Source organism: Thermohalobacter berrensis, assembly GCF_003609645.1.
Lineage (GTDB): Bacteria > Bacillota > Clostridia > Tissierellales > Thermohalobacteraceae > Thermohalobacter > Thermohalobacter berrensis.
In genome coordinates, this window is record NZ_MCIB01000040.1 from 13,098 (window position 1) to 33,756 (window position 20,659).

Below are 20,659 nucleotides of genomic sequence, written 5' to 3' on the forward strand. Positions count from 1 at the left end.
TTTTTTTATTTATCCCCTCAAAAATATATTAGTTAAATATTTACTAATTTTTGTTTATTTCTCATAAATAAAGTTAAAACTATAAGATGAATAGCTTTAGAGAGGGGATATTATGAAAAAGATCTTTACTATTTTAATAGTTCTTTTACTTATTTTTTCAAATGTAGTATATGGTGATAGTTTAGATAAAGGTCTTAGGGCTGTTTTATTGGGAGAATATGAAACTGGAGAAATATTATATAGTTATAATATTGATTCACCTGTAGAAATAGCAAGTATAACTAAGTTAATGACATATCTAGTTACTATGGATATGGTATCTAAGGGGAAGGTAAGCTTAGATGATGTAATAACTATTGGAGAAGAACCCCCTAAAATTGGAGGTAGTACCTTTAATCTTAAAAAAGGAGAAAAGATAAAATTAAAAACCCTTCTTCAATCCATTATTGTAGCTTCTGCAAATGATTCATGTGTAGCAATAGCAGAGTATATAGCGGGAAGTGAAAAGGAATTTGTAAAGCTTATGAATAAAAAGGCTAAAGAGATTGGATTAAAAAACTATAATTTTATTAACTCTAATGGATTACCAGAGGGTAATGAGCAAAATAGAATGACTGTAAGGGATATTTTCAAGCTTACAAGGTATATTTTAGATAAATACCCACAAATATTAGATATATCTAAAATGTATAAAATTAATGTCCCATTTAGGGACTATGTTAAGGAGAATACAAACCCCCTTCTTAGAGAAATAGATGGAGTTGATGGTTTAAAAACAGGATATACAGATAAGGCAGGATACTGTTTAGTATCTACTGTTAGAGTACCGAAGACAGAAGACAATGATAAGAGTTTTAGGCTAATAGGTATTATTATGGGTGCTAGTAGTGAGGAGGAAAGAAAAAATAAAAGCATAGGTTTAATATATCATGGTATAAGAAATTACGTTAAAAATCAGATTCTTTCTAAAGATGAGGCTATAGAAAAGATACATATAGAAAATGCTAAAGATCCTGAAGTGGAATTATTTCCAGTAGAAAATGTATATCTTTTAAGGAGAAGAGATAAAAATATTAAAAAAGAAATTGTATTAAATAGAGAAATAAGGGCTCCCATTAATAAAGGAGAAAAGTTGGGGAAAGTTACAATATATAAAGATGGAAATAAAATAAGGGAAGTAGATTTGATAGTAAAGAGAAATGTATATAGAGTAGATTTTTGGTTTTACTTAAGAAAAATATTAACCCAATTAGTTCCATAACAAGTAATATGTAAATATTGACAAATTACAAATTTTAGTTTATTATATATAAATGCAAATTAAATTAAAGAAGATTTAGTGCACCCGTAGCTCAGCTGGATAGAGCAGCGGCCTCCTAAGCCGTGTGTCGGAGGTTCGAATCCTCTCGGGTGCACCATTTTTGTAGGTGAAGAAATTGTCTATAGATAAATATTTTATGAAATTAGCATTAAATGAAGCATATAAGGCATATAAAATAGAAGAAGTACCAGTAGGGGCTGTTATCGTAAAGGATAACAGAGTAATTGCAACTGGCTTTAATATGAAGGAAAGTTTAAAGGATGCAACAGCCCATGCAGAGATGGTTGCTATTAAAAGGGCAAGTGAAGTACTTAATGGATGGAGGCTTTTGGGGGCAACTATGTATGTTACTATAGAGCCATGTCCTATGTGTGCGGGTGCAATAGTAAACTCTAGATTAGATAGGCTTGTAATTGGTGCAAAAGATCTTAAAATGGGAGGCTGTGGCTCTGTATTAAATATTACCCAGAATCCTAATCTTAATCATAGAGTCGAGATGAAATGGGGAGTATTAGAAGATGAGTGCTCCTTTATAATGAAGGACTTTTTTAAAAAACTTAGAAATAAAAGATAATCTATAATTGCTTTAAAAAGGCTGATGGATTTTTATAATTCATTAGCCTTTTTTTATTGAATATAAAAGACTTTTGAAAAGGAATATAATTCTATATATAGAAATAAAAATATATGGAATAATTAGGTAATAACAAAAATTAAATTTATGAATATAGTTTAAAGAAAAAGTTATTAAGTAAATTACCTACTAAAATATCTAAATATAGAGGTTAATAATTAAAAGAAGGTGTTTTAATGCAGGCTTTAGTTAGTGGTATAGTTGGATTGGCTATATTAATTTTAACTATTGTGTATTATAAAGCTACCAAGAAATATTCACAAAAATATAAGGAAAAAACTAAATTAATAGCCATAATATTTATTATTATCAATGCTATTAGTGCAATATTGTTACAATTTTTAATTAAAAGAATAAGTGGTGCTTTTATAGTAGGTCAAATTATTGGGCTATTTTTAAACTATATTATTTTAAAAGCACAGCTTAGAACTGCTCAATCATTAGCTGATATAAACTGGTTAAGGGGAAGTAGCTTTCTAAAAAGGAATTTTAATCTTAAGGGAATTGACTGGAAGCTTATTTTTAAAACAAGTTTAATATTGCTTATTTGGACTATAATTATATTTGAAATTAGTAATCCTCAGATAAATCCTGAATTAATAAAAGACTTTAAAAAAGACTTAAGATGGCTTTCTATATTGAATACTTTATTAGTTATATGGATTTTAGGACCAATAAGAGAGGAGATAACCTTTAGATTTTTAGGAGTTAATTTATTTTTACATTGGTTTGGAAAGGGAAAGTTTAAGAAGTTTATATCCATTACTATCCCATCTATAGTATGGATGTTTTTACATTCAGGAGTTTTAATAAATAACTGGATAAAATATATTCAAGTATTACCATTAGGCATAGCCTGTGGATATATTCTTTATAGAAAGGATATAGAACATAGTATCTTAATACACATTATTTTTAATATATTTGCTTCTATCTATTCAATAATTTTATTTATTTAGGATATTTTTAAATATTTAACTTTTTATATAAAAATAAGTTAGATAAAATAATTTTTTATGGGGGAGTCTTTATGAGGGAAAAGCTAAATCAATTATCAAAAGTAACAAATTTTTTGGGATATACATTGATAATATTTGGGGTAATAAATTTTTTTGCAGGTATTATTGGTATCATATCAGGAGCTATTAGTATTTTTTTAGGGGTAAATTTGCTAAAGGTATCTGAAAATGCTAGAGAAATGCTAGCCGAAAAGGAAATAGAGGAGTTTCATTATGTAGATTTATTTAATAATTTAGTTACTTATTTTAATATACAGTCAGTATTGATAATTGTAGGTCTTCTTATTGGTGTTTTTGGATTATTGTCTAGGAGATAATATTAATCAAATATGTTATTTAATATCAACTTAAGCGGACATAGGCCGCTTTTTTTTATTACAATAATTTAAAAAAATTTTGTAGAAAAAAGTAGGAAAACGTATTGACTAACTTGTACGTACAAGTTATAATTATCTTGTGAATGAACAAGTTGTACGTACAAGTTTAAAAATAAAAGAAAAGGTTTCCTTTAAGCTATTATAACAAGTAAAGACAAAATAAGATGGGAGGGGACTAATAATGGGTAAATTTACAAAGGAAGCACAGCAATTGCTAGAGTATATTGGTGGTAAGGAAAACATTGCTGCAGTATCACACTGTGCAACTCGTATGCGTTTTGTATTAAATGATACAGACAAGGCTGATGTAGAAAAAATAAAAGAAATAAAGAGTGTAAAGGGAACCTTTACACAAGCAGGACAATTCCAAGTAATAATTGGAAATGAAGTAGCAACTTTTTATAATGATTTTGTTGAAGTATCAGGTGTAGAAGGGGTAAGTAAGTCTGAAGCTAAAAAAGCTGGAAGACAAAATATGAATCTACTACAGAGATTAATTTCTCACTTAGGTGAAATTTTTACACCTCTAATTCCTGCAATAGTAGTTGGAGGTTTAATCTTAGGTTTCCGTAATGTTATTGGAGATATAAAATTACTAGAGGATGGTACAAAAACTCTAGTAGAGGTTTCTCAATTCTGGGCTGGTGTTTATGATTTCTTATGGTTAATTGGTGAAGCAATTTTCTTCTTCCTACCAGTAGGAATTACATGGTCTATTTCTAAGAAAATGGGAGCATCTCAGATATTAGGAATTGTATTAGGTATTACTTTAGTATCTCCACAGCTATTAAATGCTTATGCAGTTGCAGGTGGAGCAGAGATACCAGTTTGGGATTTTGGATTTGCTAAGGTTCAAAAAATTGGTTACCAAGCACAGGTTATCCCAGCAATATTAGCAGGCTTTGTTTTAGCAAACTTAGAACTTAAGTTACGTAAAGTTGTTCCAAGCTATATTTCAATGATTGTAGTTCCATTCTTTGCATTAGTACCAACAGTTTTATTAGCTCATGTGGTGTTAGGACCAATAGGTTGGAAGATTGGTTCAGCTATATCAAAAGTTGTATATGCAGGATTAACTTCAACATTTGGTTGGTTATTTGCGGCTTTATTTGGATTTACTTATGCACCTTTAGTAATTACTGGATTACATCACATGACAAATGCTATAGACTTACAGTTAATGAGTGAGTTAGGTGGAACAAACCTATGGCCAATGATTGCGTTATCTAATATAGCTCAAGGTTCTGCTGTTTTAGCGATAATTTATCTAAATAGAAAAGATGAAGAAGAAAAACAAATATCAATACCAGCAGCAATATCATGTTACTTAGGTGTAACTGAGCCAGCAATGTTTGGTATTAACCTAAAATATGTATTCCCATTCTTAGCTGCTATGATTGGTTCAGCAACTGCAGCAGTGTTGTCAGTAGGGACTGGAGTTATGGCTAACTCAATTGGAGTTGGTGGATTACCAGGTATATTATCAATAAAACCACAATTTATTATAAACTTTGCTTTAGCTATGACAATAGCGATTGTTGTGCCATTTGCATTAACAATATTCTTTGCTAAAAAGAAAATTGCAGTACAAAAATAATTAAACTGATTTTATAAATATAGAAAGGTGGGAGATTTTATGCTCCCCCTTTTTGTGCTATTTATAAAAATTAGAATTAGGGGAGGATTTTATGAAGGATTTTAAAAAAAGTGTAGTTTACCAAATATATCCTAAATCATTTAATGATTCAAATGGTGATGGTTTTGGTGATTTAAAGGGTGTAACACAAAAGTTAGATTATTTAAAAACATTAGGTGTAGATTATATATGGTTAACTCCATTTTATGTTTCTCCTCAGAATGATAATGGATATGATGTTTCAGATTATTATAATATAGACTCTCGTTTTGGAACTATGAAGGATTTTGAAGAGCTAGTAAAAGAAGCTGACAAGCGTGGTATTGGAATAATGCTAGACATGGTATTTAATCATACTTCTACAGAACATGAGTGGTTTAAGAAAGCTTTAGAAGGTGATGAAAAGTATAAACAATTTTATATATTTAAAAAGCCTAAAGATGGAAAAGAACCAACAAATTGGGTATCAAAGTTTGGTGGTTCAGCATGGGAGTATGTAGAAGAATTTGATGAATATTACCTTCATCTATTTGATGTAACCCAAGCTGACCTTAACTGGGAAAATGAAGAGGTAAAAAAAGAAGTATTTAAAATCGTAAATTTTTGGATTGAGAAGGGTGTAAAAGGATTTAGGCTTGATGTTATCAATCTTATTTCAAAACCTGATAAATATGAAGATGACTATGAAGGCGATGGACGCCGTTTCTATACAGATGGACCTCGTATCCATCAATACTTAAAAGAACTAAACAGAGAGACCTTTGGTAAGCATGATGATATTATTACAGTTGGTGAAATGTCTTCAACAACAATAGACAATTGTGTTAAATATTCAAACCCAGAAGAAAAAGAGTTATCAATGGTATTCAATTTTCACCATCTAAAGGTTGACTATGAAAATGGTGACAAATGGACTTTAATGGATTTTGACTTTAAGAAATTAAAAGAAATTTTTAATGATTGGCAAGTTGGAATGCAAGAAGGTAACGGATGGAGTGCTGTATTCTGGTGTAACCATGACCAACCACGTATTGTATCTCGATTTGGAAATGATAAAGAGTATCATAAAGAATCTGCAAAGATGTTAGCAACTACTATACACATGCTAAGGGGAACACCTTATATTTATCAAGGTGAAGAGATTGGTATGACAAATCCATATTTTGATAGTATCGATTTGTATAAAGATGTTGAGTCAATAAACTACTACAATATATTAAAAGACCAAGGTAAAGATGAAAAGGAAATAATTAAGATATTACAGGCAAAATCCCGTGATAACTCCCGTACCCCAATGCAATGGGATACTAGTGAAAATGCTGGATTTACAACTGGTACACCATGGATATCTGTAGCTAAAAACTATAAAGAAATAAACACAGAAAATGCATTAAATAATAAAGACTCAGTTTTTTATCATTATCAAAACCTAATTAAACTTAGAAAAGAATATGATGTTATAGCATATGGAGATTTTAAAATTATACTAAAAGATCATGATGATATATTTGCATATATAAGAGAGTATGAAAATGAAAAACTATTAGTAATTAATAATTTCTATGGAAAAGAGACAATGTTTCAACTGCCAAAAGAATTGAATTTTGATGAATATAAGAGCAAAATACTTATTTCAAATTATAATGATTCCCCAGAGGAATTTAATAAAATTAAATTAAGACCTTATGAGTCTATTGTTTATCACCTTGAAAAGTAATCCTAAACTCTGGTAAAATGTTCTAAGGTGATAGAATATGAATACAAAATACTTAAATATTTATAATGAAATTGCAGGTAATATAGAAAAGGGTGAAATTAAGCCTAATACAAAGCTTCCTTCAGAGAATGAGTTGGTTAAAAAGTACAGTGTATCTAGAGATACAATAAGAAAGGCATTAAATCTACTAGAACAGTATGGATATATTCAGAAAATAAGGGGTAAGGGTTCCTATGTAATAGACATTAATAGGTTTGATTTCCCAGTGTCTGGTCTTGTGAGTTTTAAGGAATTATCAGAAAAAATGGGTATGAAAGCTAATACTATTCTAGAGGAGTTACAAATAATTAAACCAGATAAGTATTTGATGAATCAGTTAAAAATAAAAGAGAATGATGATATATGGAAGGTTGTAAGAATAAGGGAAATTGATGGTAAAAAAATTATTTTAGATAAAGACTTCTTCAATAAAAGCTTTGTACCATCGTTAACTGAGGATATCTGTAAAGATTCAATATATGAATATATTGAAAATAAATTAGGTCTTTGCATTAGCTTTAGTAAAAAAGAGATAACGGTTGAAAATGCTACAAAGGAAGATAAAAAATATTTAGATTTACAAGGATATAATATGGTTGTAGTTGTAAAGAGTCATATCTACTTAGATGATGCAAACCTATTTCAATATAATGAATCTAGACATAGACCAGACAAGTTTAAATTTGTAGATTTTGCAAGAAGAAAAAAGCTGATGGAATAAAACCATCAGCTTTTTTGTATTAAATGAGTCAGGGGACGTGAGTCAGGGGACGGAGGCATGGCTCACATCAACCTTTAAATTTTTAAATTTATTTGTAATTTTTGCTACTCCCTTTGGTTCTATAAATACTGTTGAACCTGATGAGGATTTATCTACAATATTACCTGGTACTAAATTCTTATATGTTGTCTTTATTGATATAACGTATCTTTCATTTCAGTAATGGATTCACTATAACTACTTAATACAGGTGCTACTTCTGTTTGTTTTTTCATAAATCTCTTTATTTTCCTACAACCCCTTAGAAAATCCGATATTTTTATTAACTTTTCAGGTCGGAGTATAGCCCCTTTTTCTATTTTTTGAACATATTCCTCAATATCGTGTATCCCTTGTAAAGGAATATGAGATGCTTTATTTATAACAGCCTTAGCCTCATTAGTTTCCTTAAGCTTTCTTTTAACAACAATAAAATCCCCTGATGGTTCTAATTTGTCAACTAGCTTTTTGTCCAAATCACTTACTGTAAATTCCTTTAGTTTATTTTTAATTTTGTTATATTCCAATGTTTTTATTGTATTATTTCCATTTTTATTACCTCCAATAATTTTCTGGAAATAAAAAGGTATCATAGAAAAATATAGAACTATTATTATATGGAATTTTTAATTTATTAAATAGATACAGAATTATCATATAATTAAAAAATACCAAAATACAAAGTAGTAGAACTAAAAAATAAACATATTATGAAGTTAAAGATAATTTAGATTTAGAATGAATCATCAATATATAAAAGGGAGGGAAATATATGAGTAATAGTCCTGACAGTAAACCTGAAGAAATGGAAAGTTTTTTTGAAACTAGAGCCTCAGGATATGATGAACATATGAAAAATAATGTAGAGTCATTTGAAGAATTATATGATAAGGTTTCACAACCTATAGAGTCAACTGAAGAAGTAATAGAGATTTTAGATTTAGGATGTGGGACAGGTTTAGAATTAGCTGGAATCTTAAAAAGAGCACCAAATTCCTTAATTACAGGAATAGATTTATCAGAAAAAATGCTTAAAATACTAGAAAATAAGTACAGTAAATTTATGAATCAAATAACTTTAATTAAAGATTCTTATACCACATATCCCTTTAACAAAAAGAAATACGACTATATTGTTTCTGTTATGACTATGCACCATTGGCTAGAAGGAGAAAAGTTAGATTTATATAAAAAAATAAATAGTGCTTTAAAGGATAAGGGGAAATATATAGAGGGAGATTATGTTACTTCTAAGGAAGAGGAGAAACAATTTTTATTAAGATATAAGGAGAAAATTAAATTACTTGATAAAAAGAAAATTTATCATATTGACATACCAATGACTGAGGAAAAACAAGTAAGGCTATTAAAAGAAGCAGGATTTAAAGAAGTAGAAGTTATCCACAGAGCTAATGAAAACAGAATATTTGTTGCTATTAAATAAAATAGACAAATTATTGATGGGTTAAGTGACTTAGGGTGTGACTTATAGATATGGTTTGTAAGCCAAACCCTTAGTTTAAGGGTTTGGCTTATTATGTTTATTCTATAATCTTATAATAGTGAAAGTCCTTTTTTATAGTATTCTTTCATAATATCTTTAGGAACTAGACTTCCACCAGTAGACCATATAATATGAGTTGCATTTTCCATTTTATCCTTTAAATTATTATTTTCAATATATCTATATCCTTCATCAAACAATTTAATAGGACCATAGGCACCAGCTAATGCAGAAGGTTCTAGAGAAATATCCTCTGTATCTATTAAAAGACTTAAAAGTCTATATAATTCATTATCTTCAACAGTATATATTCCACTTAATAGATTTTCTAGAGTCTTTCCAACAAATCCTGAAGGTCTACCTACAGCTAATCCATCAGCCTCTGTTATATTATCTATTCCAAAATCTCCAACAGATACTTTATCATGTAGTCCTGTCATCATGCCAATTAACATACATGGAGAGTGTGTTGGTTCTGCAAAAAAACAATGTACATTATCTCCATATACTAACTTTAATCCAAAGGTTACACCACCTGGCCCACCACCAACTCCACATGGAAGGTAGACAAATAATGGGTGTTCATCATCTACTATAATGTCCATTTTATCTAATTGTTCTTTTAGTCTATATGCTGCAACTGCATATCCTAGAAAAAGGTTTAATGAATTTTCATCATCAACAAAATAGCTATTAGGATCAGAAGCTGCTTCTTTTCTACCTTCTTCTACTGCCTTAGTATAGTCAGAGTTATGTTCTACAACATTTACTCCCTTACTCTTAAGTAAATTTTTCTTCCATTCTTTAGCATCTGCAGACATATGTACAGTTACATTAAATCCTAATTTAGCACTTATTATTCCTATACTAAGACCAAGGTTACCGGTAGAACCAACAGCTATGGAATATTTCGAAAAAAAGTTTCTAAACTTTTCACTATCTATGATTGAATAATCATCTTCTAAAGAGAGCATTCCATTTTTTATTGCTAAATCTTCTGCATGTTTTAAAACCTCGTAAATACCTCCCCTTGCCTTTATAGAGCCAGCTATTGGAAGGTCATTATCACATTTAATAAGGAGTTTTCCTTTAATGTTTCTATTAAAAATTTTTTTTACTTTCCCTTTCATTTTAGGAATTTCAACTATAGGTGATTCTATAATACCTTTACTTTTACTTGTTTCAGGAAAGGCCTTTGCAATATAAGGAGCAAAGCGAATTAGTCTTTCTTCAGCATCCTTTACATTATCTTCAGATATAGAAATATTTCTAACTGCTTTATTATACCTTTGGTTTTTAGGATTAAACCAAAAGACTTCATTGGTTGAAATTATTTCATTTAATAAAGGATAATCCCTTTTCCATTCAATTAGAGACTTACCTTGAATAAATTTATCTTCCATCATACTCCCCCTATTATTGTAAAATAAAGTATTTAACTTAATTGTAAATTAAATATAGTGTAAAGTCCAATGTGGGGATTAATAAAAAAATATAACCAGAGGAAATTTCCTCTGGTTATATTTTTTATGCTGCAATTTTTTTGTCTGTAAACAAATAAGCATTTTCTACTACTAGTTTACTTACTAATGAAGAAGCCATAATAGCAAAGTATATATCATTGTCCATATTTGGTCTTATTCTAGAGTAATTTTCATTTAATAAAAGTATAATCTCACCTATACTATTTGTTTTTATATTGTTTATTCTTTTTTTATAAAAATCAAGGAAGAATTTTTTATCTACTTCTTTTAACTTATTATGAAGATTGTACTCATAGTTAATATGGTCTAAAAGCTTACTATATTCTCCGTCTTTATAATAATGTGGAGTACAAAAGAAATCTGAAGTAAAATGGCATATAACTCCCAATTCACTAGAAAACTGTTTTGTTGTTATATCTTTACTTGATATAAGGTTGTTTGCTTTTTCAATAACAAAACCAAATGAATCTTTTAGAGTGTGGGATCTATTAAAGAGTCCATAAGTAAAATCTGGTTTCATATTTCCATACTTAAAATAATTTTTATCAATTTCTATATTTGTTTCCACTCTAATAAAATCATAAATAAAAGAAGATATCAATTTGTGAGTATTTATCAGCATTAGCTCAGCTCCTCTGAAATTTTACCTTAATATCATTTTATACTATTATTGACTTTTGTTGTATTAATTTTTAGTTAATTCAGTATTTTTAATAAATTATTTCCTTTTCTTAAAGAAAATATTAAACTTCTAGTAATGACCTACAAAAACTAGTTAGAAAATTAAAACAATTCTTGCTTGTATAATCCATACATAATTATTATATCATATGAAATTACAAAGGAGGGAATTTTTAAAAGGCCAGTTAAGGTAGAAGTAAATAATGTATATTTTTTACTCCGATGGATTAACCATCGGGGTTTTGTATTTATAGGTAATAACATAAATTCTATTGTTATTTAAACTCTTTTGTGATATAAAAGAAATAAGCAAATGACTAAAATTATGGTGATATGATAGATTGAGGTGTAAAATCCATGGATATTGACTTAAAGGTTTTATGTAAAGACTTAAGTATTTTAGAAAAGCTATATGATACAGTTAGAATTGTTAATCCTACTAACAACAAGATAATATATTGGGAAGATAGTGTGGGTAAAGAAATAAACGGATATTGTTATGAGTTTTGGAAACGTAATAAAAGTTGTAGTAATTGTATTTCAATGAGGGCCTATAGTCAAGATGAGACTATTATAAAGCTAGAGTACAAGGACAAAAATGTTTATATGATTACAGCTGTTCCAGTAAGATATAATGACGATAAAGTAGTTGTAGAGTTTATTAAGGATATTACTAGAAGTATGATTATAAGTAATGGAGAAAATCAAGAAGATGTAAATCTTTATAATATTATTGATGGTATTAATAAAGTTGCAATTAAAGATTATCTAACAGGTTTATTTAATAAAAGATATATTGGAGAAAGGCTTCCTATTGAAATTAGTAACAGTTTAGAGAGTGGGAAACCAATATCAGTTATACTTATTGATATAGATAACTTTAAGGATATTAATGATACCCATGGACATTTAGCAGGGGATTTCATATTAAAAGAGGTTGCACAGGAATTAAAAAACTCTATAAGAAAGGAATCTGATTGGGCTGCAAGATATGGAGGGGAAGAATTTTTAGTTTGTTTACCTAATACAGATAGAAAAAATGCCAAGAAGATTGCTGAAAGAATACGAGAGTCTATAGAAAACAGCATGTTTAAGTTTAATAATATTACTTTAAGAATAACAGCAAGTTTTGGTGCTTGTACATCATATGGAGAAAAAACAACTATGAAGTCAATTATAGAAATAGCTGATAAAAAACTATATAAAGCTAAGGAAAAAGGGAAAAATATAGTTATATTTTAAAAAGCAAATAAAAGTGGCTTTAGCCACTTTTATTTGCTTTTTATGTATTTTTCTAATACCTTAGATAATTGATCAGGACATGAAGTACTTTTAAAACCACAACGAATACCCTTTAAAGTTTTAGCTACCTCTTGTACTGGTTTACCTTCAACTAATTTACTAACCCCTTGAAGACTTCCTGGACATCCTGAATGAAAAGTAACATTTTCTACTATCCCGTCCTTGATCTTATAAGTAATTTTCTTTGCACAAACTCCTTCAGGTATGTAAGTTTCCATATTATGCCCCTTTCTAGTAGTCATTTTCCTGTATTATATTAATCTATATATTTAGATATTGTCAATAATTTTTTTTGGACAAATAGGACTGTTTACATAATACATCTAAAGAAGATAGAATAACATAGGGGTATTGGTAAAAATTACATGTACCTAAAATGTGATAAGTACAAAGTCACACAATATAAGACATATGAACTAGTATGACTAATGCTAGGGTTTACATAAATTGAGACTGTTTTTTGAAGCTATACCTACTATTGACTGATAGCTATATTTAAATATGTAAGATACAATGAAACTACAAGTAAAGGAAAGAGGGGAGGTTAATCCTATGATTATGAATATGATTAATTATTTAAAGTTAATGGTAAGGGATGAAAGAGGACAGGGAATGGTAGAATATGCACTTATAATTGCATTAATAGCTATACTACTAATTGGTGGACTTACAGCTCTTCAAGGTGGAATTGGAGATGTTTTTACTAGAATTACAAATGCACTAGGAGGTTCTAGCGGAACTACTAGTGGAAGTTAAATTGAAAGCTTAATATCCTTATCTCACCATATCCCCTTTTATTATTTTTAATAGATTATATAAAAGTTGTGGCCTTACTGACTTAAGTAAGGTCTTTTTTTCTAAATTATTAGTTGAGGAGTAATAATATGAGATTAACAAAATTATTAAAAAATGACAAAGGTCAGTCTATTGTTGAATTAGCAATTTTACTTCCTCTTTTCCTTTTAATACTCATGGGAATATTTGAATTTGGAAGGATAATGAATACCTATTTAGTAATAGAACATGCCTCAAGGGAAGGGGCTAGAGTAGCTTCTGTAGGTTATGAAGATGCAGAAATAATTGAAAAAGTAAATGATTCTTCTATTCCATTAGATACTTCAAAGCTATACGTAAACATATCTCCTGAAAGCAGTAGTCGAAAAAGAGGAACGGATGTTACTGTTAAAGTAAGTTATAATATCGATATTATAGTACCTATTATTGAAAGTATAATTCCAGACCCATTACATCTTGAGGCTGAAACTGTAATGAGGGTAGAGTAAGAGGTGGAAAACAGTGAAGATAATAAGGAATGAAAGGGGTTCAACATATATAATTACCATTTTAGCTATGACTGCAATCTTAGGATTTACAGCTTTAGTTACAGATGTTGGCTTGCTTCTTATAAAGAAGGTCAATTTATCCAATGCTTTAGATGCTAGTGTTCTTGCAGGTATTCAAGAACTTCCCTCTAATTCAGATAAGGCTATTGAAGTAGTTAAAGAATATGCACAAAAGAATGGTGTTTCCCCAGAAAATATTGAAGTATATATTCAAAATGATAATACTTTATTAAAGGCTTATGCAGTAGATGATGTGAATTTTATGTTTGCGAAAATCCTAGGTATAAATCAGTCTCAGGTTAGTGCAAGCTCTACTGCAATAGTAGCTCCTGTAACAGCTGTATATGATGGCATAAGGCCCTTTGTGGTAGAACAGCAGGATTTTGAATATGGTCAGCAGGTTGTATTAAAGGAAGGGGCTGGAGATGGGTACAATGGCAACTATGGAGCTGTGGCCCTTGGAGGTACAGGTTCAAATATATTTAGAAATAATGTTAAATACGGATATAAAGGGAAACTTAAAGTAGGAGATTTAATTGATACTGAAACAGGTAATATGTCAGGACCCACATTAGAAGGAATTGATTTCATATTACAGGTTGATTATAGTACTTTTGATAATTTTTCTAGAGATTCTTTAAGATTATGGACAATACCTGTAGTAGATACTTTAGCTGTTGATGGTAGAAAAGAGGTTAAGGTAGTTGGTTTTGCTGAATTTTTTGTAGAGGGTGCAGTTGAGAACAATGGTAAGGCTGAAATTATAGGTAGATTTATTGAGTTTGCAGTAAATGGAGATATTAGTGAAACTCAAAGTGATTTTGGATTAAAGGGAGTTAAACTTATAGAGTAAAGTAGAGTTTCAGGAGGAGTCTAGAATGCAAAATCTTAACAAAAAGTTGTTTATTATAGCATTATTATTTGCATTAATAACTAGTTATTTTACCTATAGATATTTACACCAAATAAAAAACAAATATAATAAAACAGAATATATTAAGGTAATTGTTGCTACAAAGGATATTTTACCTAGGGAAAAGATAACATCAGAAATGATAGAAGAAGTTAAAGTAATAAAAGGAACTAATGTTATTAAAGGAATCCAAGATAGAAGTAAAATTATAGGCAAGTACGCTAAAGGGAAAATTTTAAAAGGTGAAGTAATACCTGCTGATAGACTATTTAAAGATGAAGAAAAATTCCTTTCCTTTAGAATATCTAATGGAAAAAGGGCTATATCTATAGCAGCTGATAATATAAGTGGTGTTTCAGATTTAATTAAGCCTGGTGATTATGTTGATGTTTATGTTACAGTTGATGAAAAAATGATTGAGAATAAATATAACAAAGTAGTATACCCTCCAATAACAAAACTACTTTTACAGAACATAAAGGTGTTAGCTATTGATAAAAAACAGTTTGCGGATAATAAAGAGAGAAAACAAATTCCCAATAGATATGCTGTAACACTGGAAGTTTCTCCAATACAGGCTGAAAAGCTTGTACTAGGAGAAGAAATAGGGAGGTTAAAGCTTGCTTTAAGACCACTTAATGAAGATAAAATCTATAATACCCCTGGAACTATAAGACAAGATATTGTACCAGATAAAGGGAAAATAACTGTCCCTAAGTAGATGGGAGTGAAAGTATGGAACAGAAGATTAAGGTTTTAATTGTAGATGATGTAGAGGAAACAAGAGAGCTTATGAGAACTTTATTTTCATTTGAACCTCGTATTGAAATAGTGGGAGAGGCATCAGATGGTGAAGAGGCAATAGAGCTTACATCTAAATTAAGACCTGATGTAGTTCTTATGGATATAAATATGCCAGGGCTTAATGGATTAAAAGCTACAGAGATTATAAGTAAAAAAATGCCTGATGTTATTGTAATAGTTGTATCTGTCCAGAAAGAAAGAGAATATCTAAAAAAAGCTATGTTATGTGGTGCTAAAGAATATATTGTGAAACCATTAGATTTAAATACAACAGTAAAGACAATAATAGATACCTACAACTTAGAACAGGAAAGAAGAAACTATATTGATAGCTCAAATCCTAATAAATTAGTCAAAAAGGACCCTGAAATAATTTCCGTTTTTAGCACAAAGGGAGGAGTAGGTAAAACTACAATAGCTGTTAATACAGCATTAAGTATTACTAGGCAAACAGGAGAAAAGGTTGCCATTATAGATTTAGATCTTCAGTTTGGAGATGTAGCAATTATTTTAGATATTACCCCTACAAAGACAATTGTTGATTTAATTGAAGAAATATCTGATTTAAATGGAGAGATACTCAATGAATATATGTTGGAGTATATACCAGGTCTTAAGATACTTTCAGCCCCTATAAAGCCAGAATATGCAGAATATATTAATTCATCACATATAGAAAAAATAATTGAGGTTATGAAAACAGAATATCAATATATTATTATAGATACTCCTACTAATTTTGATGAGGTCACATTAACTGCCCTTGATATGTCAGATAAAGTCCTTTTCGTAACAAATATGGATTTAGTTTCTATTAAAAATACAAAAGTAGGATTAGAGGTGATGAATTCACTAAATTACTCAGAAGAAAAGGTTAAGCTAGTTGTAAATAAAGCATCTCAAAAATTTGGAATAAAATATAAAGACTTAGAAGAAGCCTTTGAAAATGACATAAGGGCATTTATCCCAGATGACAAAAAGACAATCATCACATCTATAAATAAAGGCTATCCCTTTATGAGATACAGAAAGAGCAATAAAATTTGTAGAAGTATGAAAGAGCTTTCTAAGAAAATAGTTAGCGGGAAATATTAATGGTAGGTGGTCTATATGTCTTTAAGGAAAAGACTTCAAAGGGATAAACCAGATTTAGACAAAGAGAATAAAAAGGATTCAAAGAAAAAAGAAAACTCCTTTTATAAGCTAAAAAATAAAATACAAGATAAAGTAGTTGAAGAGTTAACAGTAGACCTAAATGAAGTAGATGAAGAAAATGAAGATTTAAAAAATGAGATAAAAGAAATAATTGATCAATACATTATTAATGAAAGTTTAAATATTACTAGAATAGAACGGAAAAAGATAACTGAACAGATATTAGATGAAATATTGGGCTTTGGACCTATAACTCCCCTTTTATCCGATAGTGAAGTAACAGAGATAATGGTTAATGGACCTAAAAAGGTGTATGTAGAAAAAAATGGAAAGCTCATATTATCAGATGTACAATTTAAAGATAATGCACATGTATTAAAAATAATTGAAAGAATTGTAGCCCCACTAGGTAGGAGAATAGATGAAAGCTCTCCAATGGTTGATGCAAGATTACCTAATGGTTCAAGGGTTAATGCTATTATTCCTCCATTAGCCCTTAACGGTCCTACTATAACTATAAGAAAGTTTTCTGATGATCCCTTTACTATTGGTGATTTGGTAAGTTTTGGTACTTTAACTAATCAGATGGCAGAGATCCTTAGGGCATGTGTTGAAGGAAGGCTTAATATTATTGTTTCTGGAGGAACAGGAAGTGGTAAAACTACTACTTTAAATGTTTTATCATCCTTTATACCAAATACTGAAAGGATAGTTACTATAGAGGATGCTGCAGAACTTAAATTACACCAAGAACATGTTGTTAGACTAGAAACTAGACCTGCTAATATTGAAGGAAAGGGAGAAATAAGTATAAGGGATTTAGTTAAAAACAGTCTAAGGATGAGACCAGATAGGATAGTTGTTGGAGAGGTGCGTTCAGGAGAGGCCTTAGATATGCTACAGGCTATGAATACTGGACATGATGGCTCTTTAACTACAGGACATGCCAATTCTCCAAGGGATATGCTATCTAGGCTTGAAACAATGGTACTTATGGCAGGTATGGAATTGCCGGTAAAAGCTATAAGGGAGCAGATTGCTTCAGCAGTTGACTTAATTGTGCAACAGTCAAGACTAAGGGATGGAAGTAGGAAAATAACACATATAACTGAAGTACAGGGTATGGAAGGTGATGTTATAGTTTTACAGGATATATTTAGGTTTAGACAAGAAGGAGTAGGAAATGGAGGAAGAGTAGTAGGAAAATTTGAATTTACTGGAATTAAGCCAAAGTTTTTAGACAAGCTAAAGGCAAAGGGAATAACATTTCCTTCTGACATATTTATGTAAGATTCAGGGGTGTAGTAGATGTTGATTATTAATTTAATTTTAGTATTTATTTCAACACAGTTAGTTATTTATAGTTTATTTATTTTAATCTTTTCAAGACCAAGGGCTATTTATAGGTTAGAAAAATATTTAAATCCTGTAGATAACACTGAAAATGAAGAAAAAACTAACTATAGATTAAAGCTAAAACCGAGAAAATTATTAAATAGTCTTGGTAATAAATTAGGTAATTTAATGCCTATAAAAGAGTATTTAAAAAAGGTACAACAGGAACTTATAAGGGCAGGTTTGCCTTTAAAAGGAGAAGAATTTTTTCTACCCAAAGTATAATGTCTATTTTTATATTACTTTTTATGCTAAATATTTCTAAGTCAGCTTTTATGGCATTATTTGGTGGAATTTTAGGTTGGTTTATTCCTAAAATAATTCTACAAATAAAGAAGAAGAAAAGATATAAACTTTTTAATGAACAACTTGGGGATGCTATAGTTTTAATCTCTAATTCACTAAAGGCTGGACATAGTTTCCTTCAAGCGGTTGATTCAGTAGCAAGGGAGATGCCATCACCAATATCTAAAGAATTCCAAAAAGTGCTAAAAGAGATGAGACTTGGTATTACTACTGAAAAAGCATTGTCCAATCTTTTAAATAGGGTAGAAAGTGATGATTTAGAGCTTATGGTAACTGCTGTTGTAATTCAACGACAAATTGGAGGTAATCTATCAGAAATACTTGATAATTTAGCAAATACAATAAGGGAAAGGGTAAAACTTAAGGGTGAAATTCGAACACTTACTGCCCAAGGTAGATTATCTGGAATAATTATTTCTTTGCTTCCCTTAGTTATAGGATTAGTTCTATATATTATTAATCCCAACTATTTAAAAGGACTTTATGAAAGCCCATTTGTTTTTTTTATTATAGGTGTTGCTGCAATTAATCAATTGATAGGGATTTTATTAATTAATAAGATAGTCAAGATAGAGGTATAGGAGTGGAAATTATGACTATTTTTATAACTATTTTTATATTTATATTGGTCTTTACCTTAATACTTTTAATAATGAGAATTATATATAAGAATCAGCTACAAATACAAAAAAGGTTTAACAAAATTATAAATAAACCGAAGGCTTCTAAAGATGAAATCGATGAATTAGAAGTGCCATTTCATGAGAGGGTAATTAGGCCAATTACTAAAAAAAATATTAGATTTAGCCTCAAAAATAACTCCTAATGGAGCGAAAAGCCGTATTGAAGAGAGACTTTTAGTAGCAGGTAACCCCTATAATTTAAAAGCAGAAAGTTGGTTCGTTGTAAAAATAATTACAAGTGTTGTAATACCTGTAATTACAATATTATATTTAGCTATTAATAATCTCCTTTTTTCTAAAATAGCTTTAATATTAAGTATACTGATATTATTAGTAAATATTTTACCTAATTTGTTATTACAGCAAATCACAAAAAAAAGGCAAAATACCATAGTTAATACACTTCCAGATGTACTTGATTTATTGACTGTAAGTGTTGAAGCAGGTCTTTCCTTTGATGGAGCCTTAGAAAGGTTAATAAACAATATTGAAGGAATATTGTCACATGAGTTTAGTAGAGTATTAAGCGAAATAAGGATGGGTAAAAGTAGAAAAGAGGCATTAAAGGATATGAGTACAAGGTGTGGTGTTTCTGATTTAACTGCACTGATTGGGGCATTAATTCAGGCAGATGAGTTAGGAGTAGGCGTAAGTAATGTTTTAAGGGTGCAGTCGGTTCAAATGAGACAAAAAAGAAGGCAGAGGGCCCAAGAAAAGGCTATGAAAGCCCCAGTTAAGATGCTGTTTCCATTAATATTTTTTATATTCCCAGCAATTTTTGTAGTCTTATTAGGACCAGCAGTTATTAAAATTATTGAGATTTTTGGAAAATAACTATATAAAAATAGGAAGTGTTAATGTGAAGAAAATAAAAATAAGAAATATTTCTAAAAGTAATGTATTAGTTAAAAATGGAATGTTAGCAGATAACTTTTTTACTAGATTTAAGGGACTAATGGGAAAAAAAGAATTAAAAAAGGGAGAGGCCTTGTGTATTAAACCCTGTAAGGGAATACACACTTTTTTTATGAGATTTAATATTGATGCTGTTTTTATAAACAAAAAGGGAAAAGTGTGTAAAATTATAAAAAATCTAAGGCCATGGAAAATTGCACCATATGTTAAAGAAGCAGAAATGGTAATTGAACTTCCTAAAGGAGCTGTTGATGAATTTATGATTGAAATAGGAGATAAAATAGTTTTTCGTAACCTATAGAGCTTGTTCTACTTTTATACCCTTTACTCCTAATATTGGACCTATTACTGGAAGTTTAAATTTTTGATAGACATAGATTTCTTCTTCTACATTTATTCCATTAGTTACAAATACCTTTATTCCATCATAGAGATATTTTTTATATCCCTTTTCTGGATTGAAATTTCTTACTAACCTAATACTTAGGTCTCTTACAGCTCCTGCTCAGCCACAAGAAGATGTTACTATACTAATTACAATATTTAGTTTTTTTCTTTTTAAAAAGGGTATAAGTTTCTCATCAATTTTTATCATAATATCACCCCAGAGACTATATAGATTTTTGTAAATGATAATATATTTTATATATTAAGTCAACATAAATCAAAAA

The 20,659-nt window shown here is 29.5% G+C and carries 25 protein-coding genes and 1 tRNA gene; 21 read left to right on the forward strand and 5 right to left on the reverse strand.

All coding sequences use genetic code 11. The features are described from left to right. The first annotated feature begins 112 nt into the window (after positions 1–112). From BET03_RS13005 to treR, 8 genes are all read left to right on the forward strand, one after another. The gene (locus BET03_RS13005) at positions 113–1,261 is read left to right on the forward strand and encodes a D-alanyl-D-alanine carboxypeptidase family protein (RefSeq protein ID WP_120170731.1); all 1,149 of its coding nucleotides are present in this window, start codon (positions 113–115) and stop codon (positions 1,259–1,261) included. A gap of 80 nt (positions 1,262–1,341) precedes the next feature. Further along, positions 1,342–1,418, forward strand: a tRNA-Arg gene (locus BET03_RS13010). A 9-nt stretch (positions 1,419–1,427) separates the two neighbouring features. Beyond that, entirely contained in the window at positions 1,428–1,895 is a 468-nt protein-coding gene (gene tadA, locus BET03_RS13015) for a tRNA adenosine(34) deaminase TadA (RefSeq protein WP_341466513.1), read from the forward strand. Between the two features lie 236 nt (positions 1,896–2,131). Beyond that, the gene (locus BET03_RS13020) at positions 2,132–2,914 is read left to right on the forward strand and encodes a CPBP family intramembrane glutamic endopeptidase (RefSeq protein WP_120170732.1); all 783 of its coding nucleotides are present in this window, start codon (positions 2,132–2,134) and stop codon (positions 2,912–2,914) included. Between the two features lie 71 nt (positions 2,915–2,985). Further along, positions 2,986–3,291, forward strand: a complete 306-nt coding sequence (locus tag BET03_RS13025) for a DUF5362 family protein (RefSeq protein ID WP_120170733.1) — start codon at positions 2,986–2,988, stop codon at positions 3,289–3,291. A 241-nt stretch (positions 3,292–3,532) separates the two neighbouring features. After that, positions 3,533–4,948 carry a PTS system trehalose-specific EIIBC component gene (treP, locus tag BET03_RS13030; protein ID WP_120170734.1) on the forward strand — a complete coding sequence of 472 codons (1,416 nt, stop codon included), beginning with the start codon at positions 3,533–3,535 and terminating at the stop codon, positions 4,946–4,948. A 91-nt stretch (positions 4,949–5,039) separates the two neighbouring features. Then, positions 5,040–6,704, forward strand: coding sequence for an alpha,alpha-phosphotrehalase (gene treC / locus BET03_RS13035; RefSeq protein WP_120170735.1), 1,665 nt, complete (start codon positions 5,040–5,042; stop codon positions 6,702–6,704). Positions 6,705–6,741: 37 nt separating this feature from the next. Further along, positions 6,742–7,464: a trehalose operon repressor gene (gene treR / locus BET03_RS13040; RefSeq protein ID WP_120170736.1), complete on the forward strand. Its 723-nt coding sequence runs from the start codon at positions 6,742–6,744 to the stop codon at positions 7,462–7,464. Between the two features lie 191 nt (positions 7,465–7,655). On the opposite strand, the gene BET03_RS13045 is transcribed toward treR, so the two are convergent. Next, complete coding sequence (locus BET03_RS13045; protein ID WP_120170737.1) at positions 7,656–8,030, reverse strand: hypothetical protein; 375 nt, start codon at positions 8,028–8,030, stop codon at positions 7,656–7,658. 245 nt (positions 8,031–8,275) lie between these two features. Between BET03_RS13045 and BET03_RS13050 the strand changes: the two genes are divergently transcribed. Further along, a complete protein-coding gene (locus tag BET03_RS13050; RefSeq protein WP_120170738.1) occupies positions 8,276–8,947 on the forward strand; it encodes a class I SAM-dependent methyltransferase in 672 nt (223 codons plus the stop codon). Between the two features lie 110 nt (positions 8,948–9,057). On the opposite strand, the gene BET03_RS13055 is transcribed toward BET03_RS13050, so the two are convergent. Both BET03_RS13055 and BET03_RS13060 read right to left on the reverse strand, forming a co-directional pair. Continuing rightward, on the reverse strand, positions 9,058–10,410 hold the full coding sequence (locus tag BET03_RS13055) for a D-serine ammonia-lyase (protein WP_120170739.1): 1,353 nt from the start codon (positions 10,408–10,410) through the stop codon (positions 9,058–9,060). A 124-nt stretch (positions 10,411–10,534) separates the two neighbouring features. After that, positions 10,535–11,113: a zinc dependent phospholipase C family protein gene (locus BET03_RS13060; protein WP_120170740.1), complete on the reverse strand. Its 579-nt coding sequence runs from the start codon at positions 11,111–11,113 to the stop codon at positions 10,535–10,537. A gap of 416 nt (positions 11,114–11,529) precedes the next feature. On the opposite strand from BET03_RS13060, the gene BET03_RS13065 reads away from it, so the two are divergent. Then, positions 11,530–12,414 (forward strand): GGDEF domain-containing protein, encoded by an 885-nt coding sequence (locus tag BET03_RS13065; RefSeq protein WP_120170741.1) that lies wholly within the window; start codon positions 11,530–11,532, stop codon positions 12,412–12,414. A 29-nt stretch (positions 12,415–12,443) separates the two neighbouring features. On the opposite strand, the gene BET03_RS13070 is transcribed toward BET03_RS13065, so the two are convergent. Next, positions 12,444–12,692 carry a TIGR03905 family TSCPD domain-containing protein gene (locus tag BET03_RS13070; RefSeq protein WP_120170742.1) on the reverse strand — a complete coding sequence of 83 codons (249 nt, stop codon included), beginning with the start codon at positions 12,690–12,692 and terminating at the stop codon, positions 12,444–12,446. Positions 12,693–13,026: 334 nt separating this feature from the next. Between BET03_RS13070 and BET03_RS13075 the strand changes: the two genes are divergently transcribed. From BET03_RS13075 to BET03_RS13115, 9 genes are all read left to right on the forward strand, one after another. Further along, positions 13,027–13,230 carry a Flp family type IVb pilin gene (locus BET03_RS13075; RefSeq protein WP_120170743.1) on the forward strand — a complete coding sequence of 68 codons (204 nt, stop codon included), beginning with the start codon at positions 13,027–13,029 and terminating at the stop codon, positions 13,228–13,230. 128 nt (positions 13,231–13,358) lie between these two features. Further along, positions 13,359–13,757, forward strand: a complete 399-nt coding sequence (locus tag BET03_RS13080; RefSeq protein WP_120170744.1) for a TadE/TadG family type IV pilus assembly protein — start codon at positions 13,359–13,361, stop codon at positions 13,755–13,757. A gap of 13 nt (positions 13,758–13,770) precedes the next feature. Next, entirely contained in the window at positions 13,771–14,670 is a 900-nt protein-coding gene (locus tag BET03_RS13085) for a TadE/TadG family type IV pilus assembly protein (RefSeq protein ID WP_243096950.1), read from the forward strand. A gap of 25 nt (positions 14,671–14,695) precedes the next feature. Further along, a complete protein-coding gene (gene cpaB, locus BET03_RS13090; protein ID WP_120170745.1) occupies positions 14,696–15,451 on the forward strand; it encodes a Flp pilus assembly protein CpaB in 756 nt (251 codons plus the stop codon). A gap of 14 nt (positions 15,452–15,465) precedes the next feature. Then, complete coding sequence (locus BET03_RS13095) at positions 15,466–16,629, forward strand: CpaE/TadZ family protein (protein ID WP_120170746.1); 1,164 nt, start codon at positions 15,466–15,468, stop codon at positions 16,627–16,629. 15 nt (positions 16,630–16,644) lie between these two features. Next, on the forward strand, positions 16,645–17,979 hold the full coding sequence (locus BET03_RS13100) for a TadA family conjugal transfer-associated ATPase (RefSeq protein ID WP_120170747.1): 1,335 nt from the start codon (positions 16,645–16,647) through the stop codon (positions 17,977–17,979). A gap of 18 nt (positions 17,980–17,997) precedes the next feature. Next, positions 17,998–18,309, forward strand: a complete 312-nt coding sequence (locus tag BET03_RS13105) for a hypothetical protein (protein WP_120170748.1) — start codon at positions 17,998–18,000, stop codon at positions 18,307–18,309. Further along, complete coding sequence (locus BET03_RS13110; protein ID WP_120170749.1) at positions 18,309–18,971, forward strand: type II secretion system F family protein; 663 nt, start codon at positions 18,309–18,311, stop codon at positions 18,969–18,971. The genes BET03_RS13105 and BET03_RS13110 overlap by 1 nt, the downstream gene beginning before the upstream one ends. 11 nt (positions 18,972–18,982) lie before the next feature. Beyond that, positions 18,983–19,216: a hypothetical protein gene (locus tag BET03_RS13115; protein ID WP_120170750.1), complete on the forward strand. Its 234-nt coding sequence runs from the start codon at positions 18,983–18,985 to the stop codon at positions 19,214–19,216. 48 nt (positions 19,217–19,264) lie between these two features. Here the strand turns inward: BET03_RS13115 and BET03_RS13730 are convergent, their stop codons facing one another. Continuing rightward, the gene (locus BET03_RS13730) at positions 19,265–19,444 is read right to left on the reverse strand and encodes a hypothetical protein (protein WP_183108861.1); all 180 of its coding nucleotides are present in this window, start codon (positions 19,442–19,444) and stop codon (positions 19,265–19,267) included. A 52-nt stretch (positions 19,445–19,496) separates the two neighbouring features. Here BET03_RS13730 and BET03_RS13735 point away from each other — a divergent pair, with 52 nt between their 5' ends. Further along, entirely contained in the window at positions 19,497–19,907 is a 411-nt protein-coding gene (locus tag BET03_RS13735) for a type II secretion system F family protein (protein ID WP_183108862.1), read from the forward strand. A 25-nt stretch (positions 19,908–19,932) separates the two neighbouring features. Then, a complete protein-coding gene (locus BET03_RS13125; RefSeq protein ID WP_243096951.1) occupies positions 19,933–20,289 on the forward strand; it encodes a DUF192 domain-containing protein in 357 nt (118 codons plus the stop codon). Positions 20,290–20,659 lie beyond the last annotated feature (370 nt).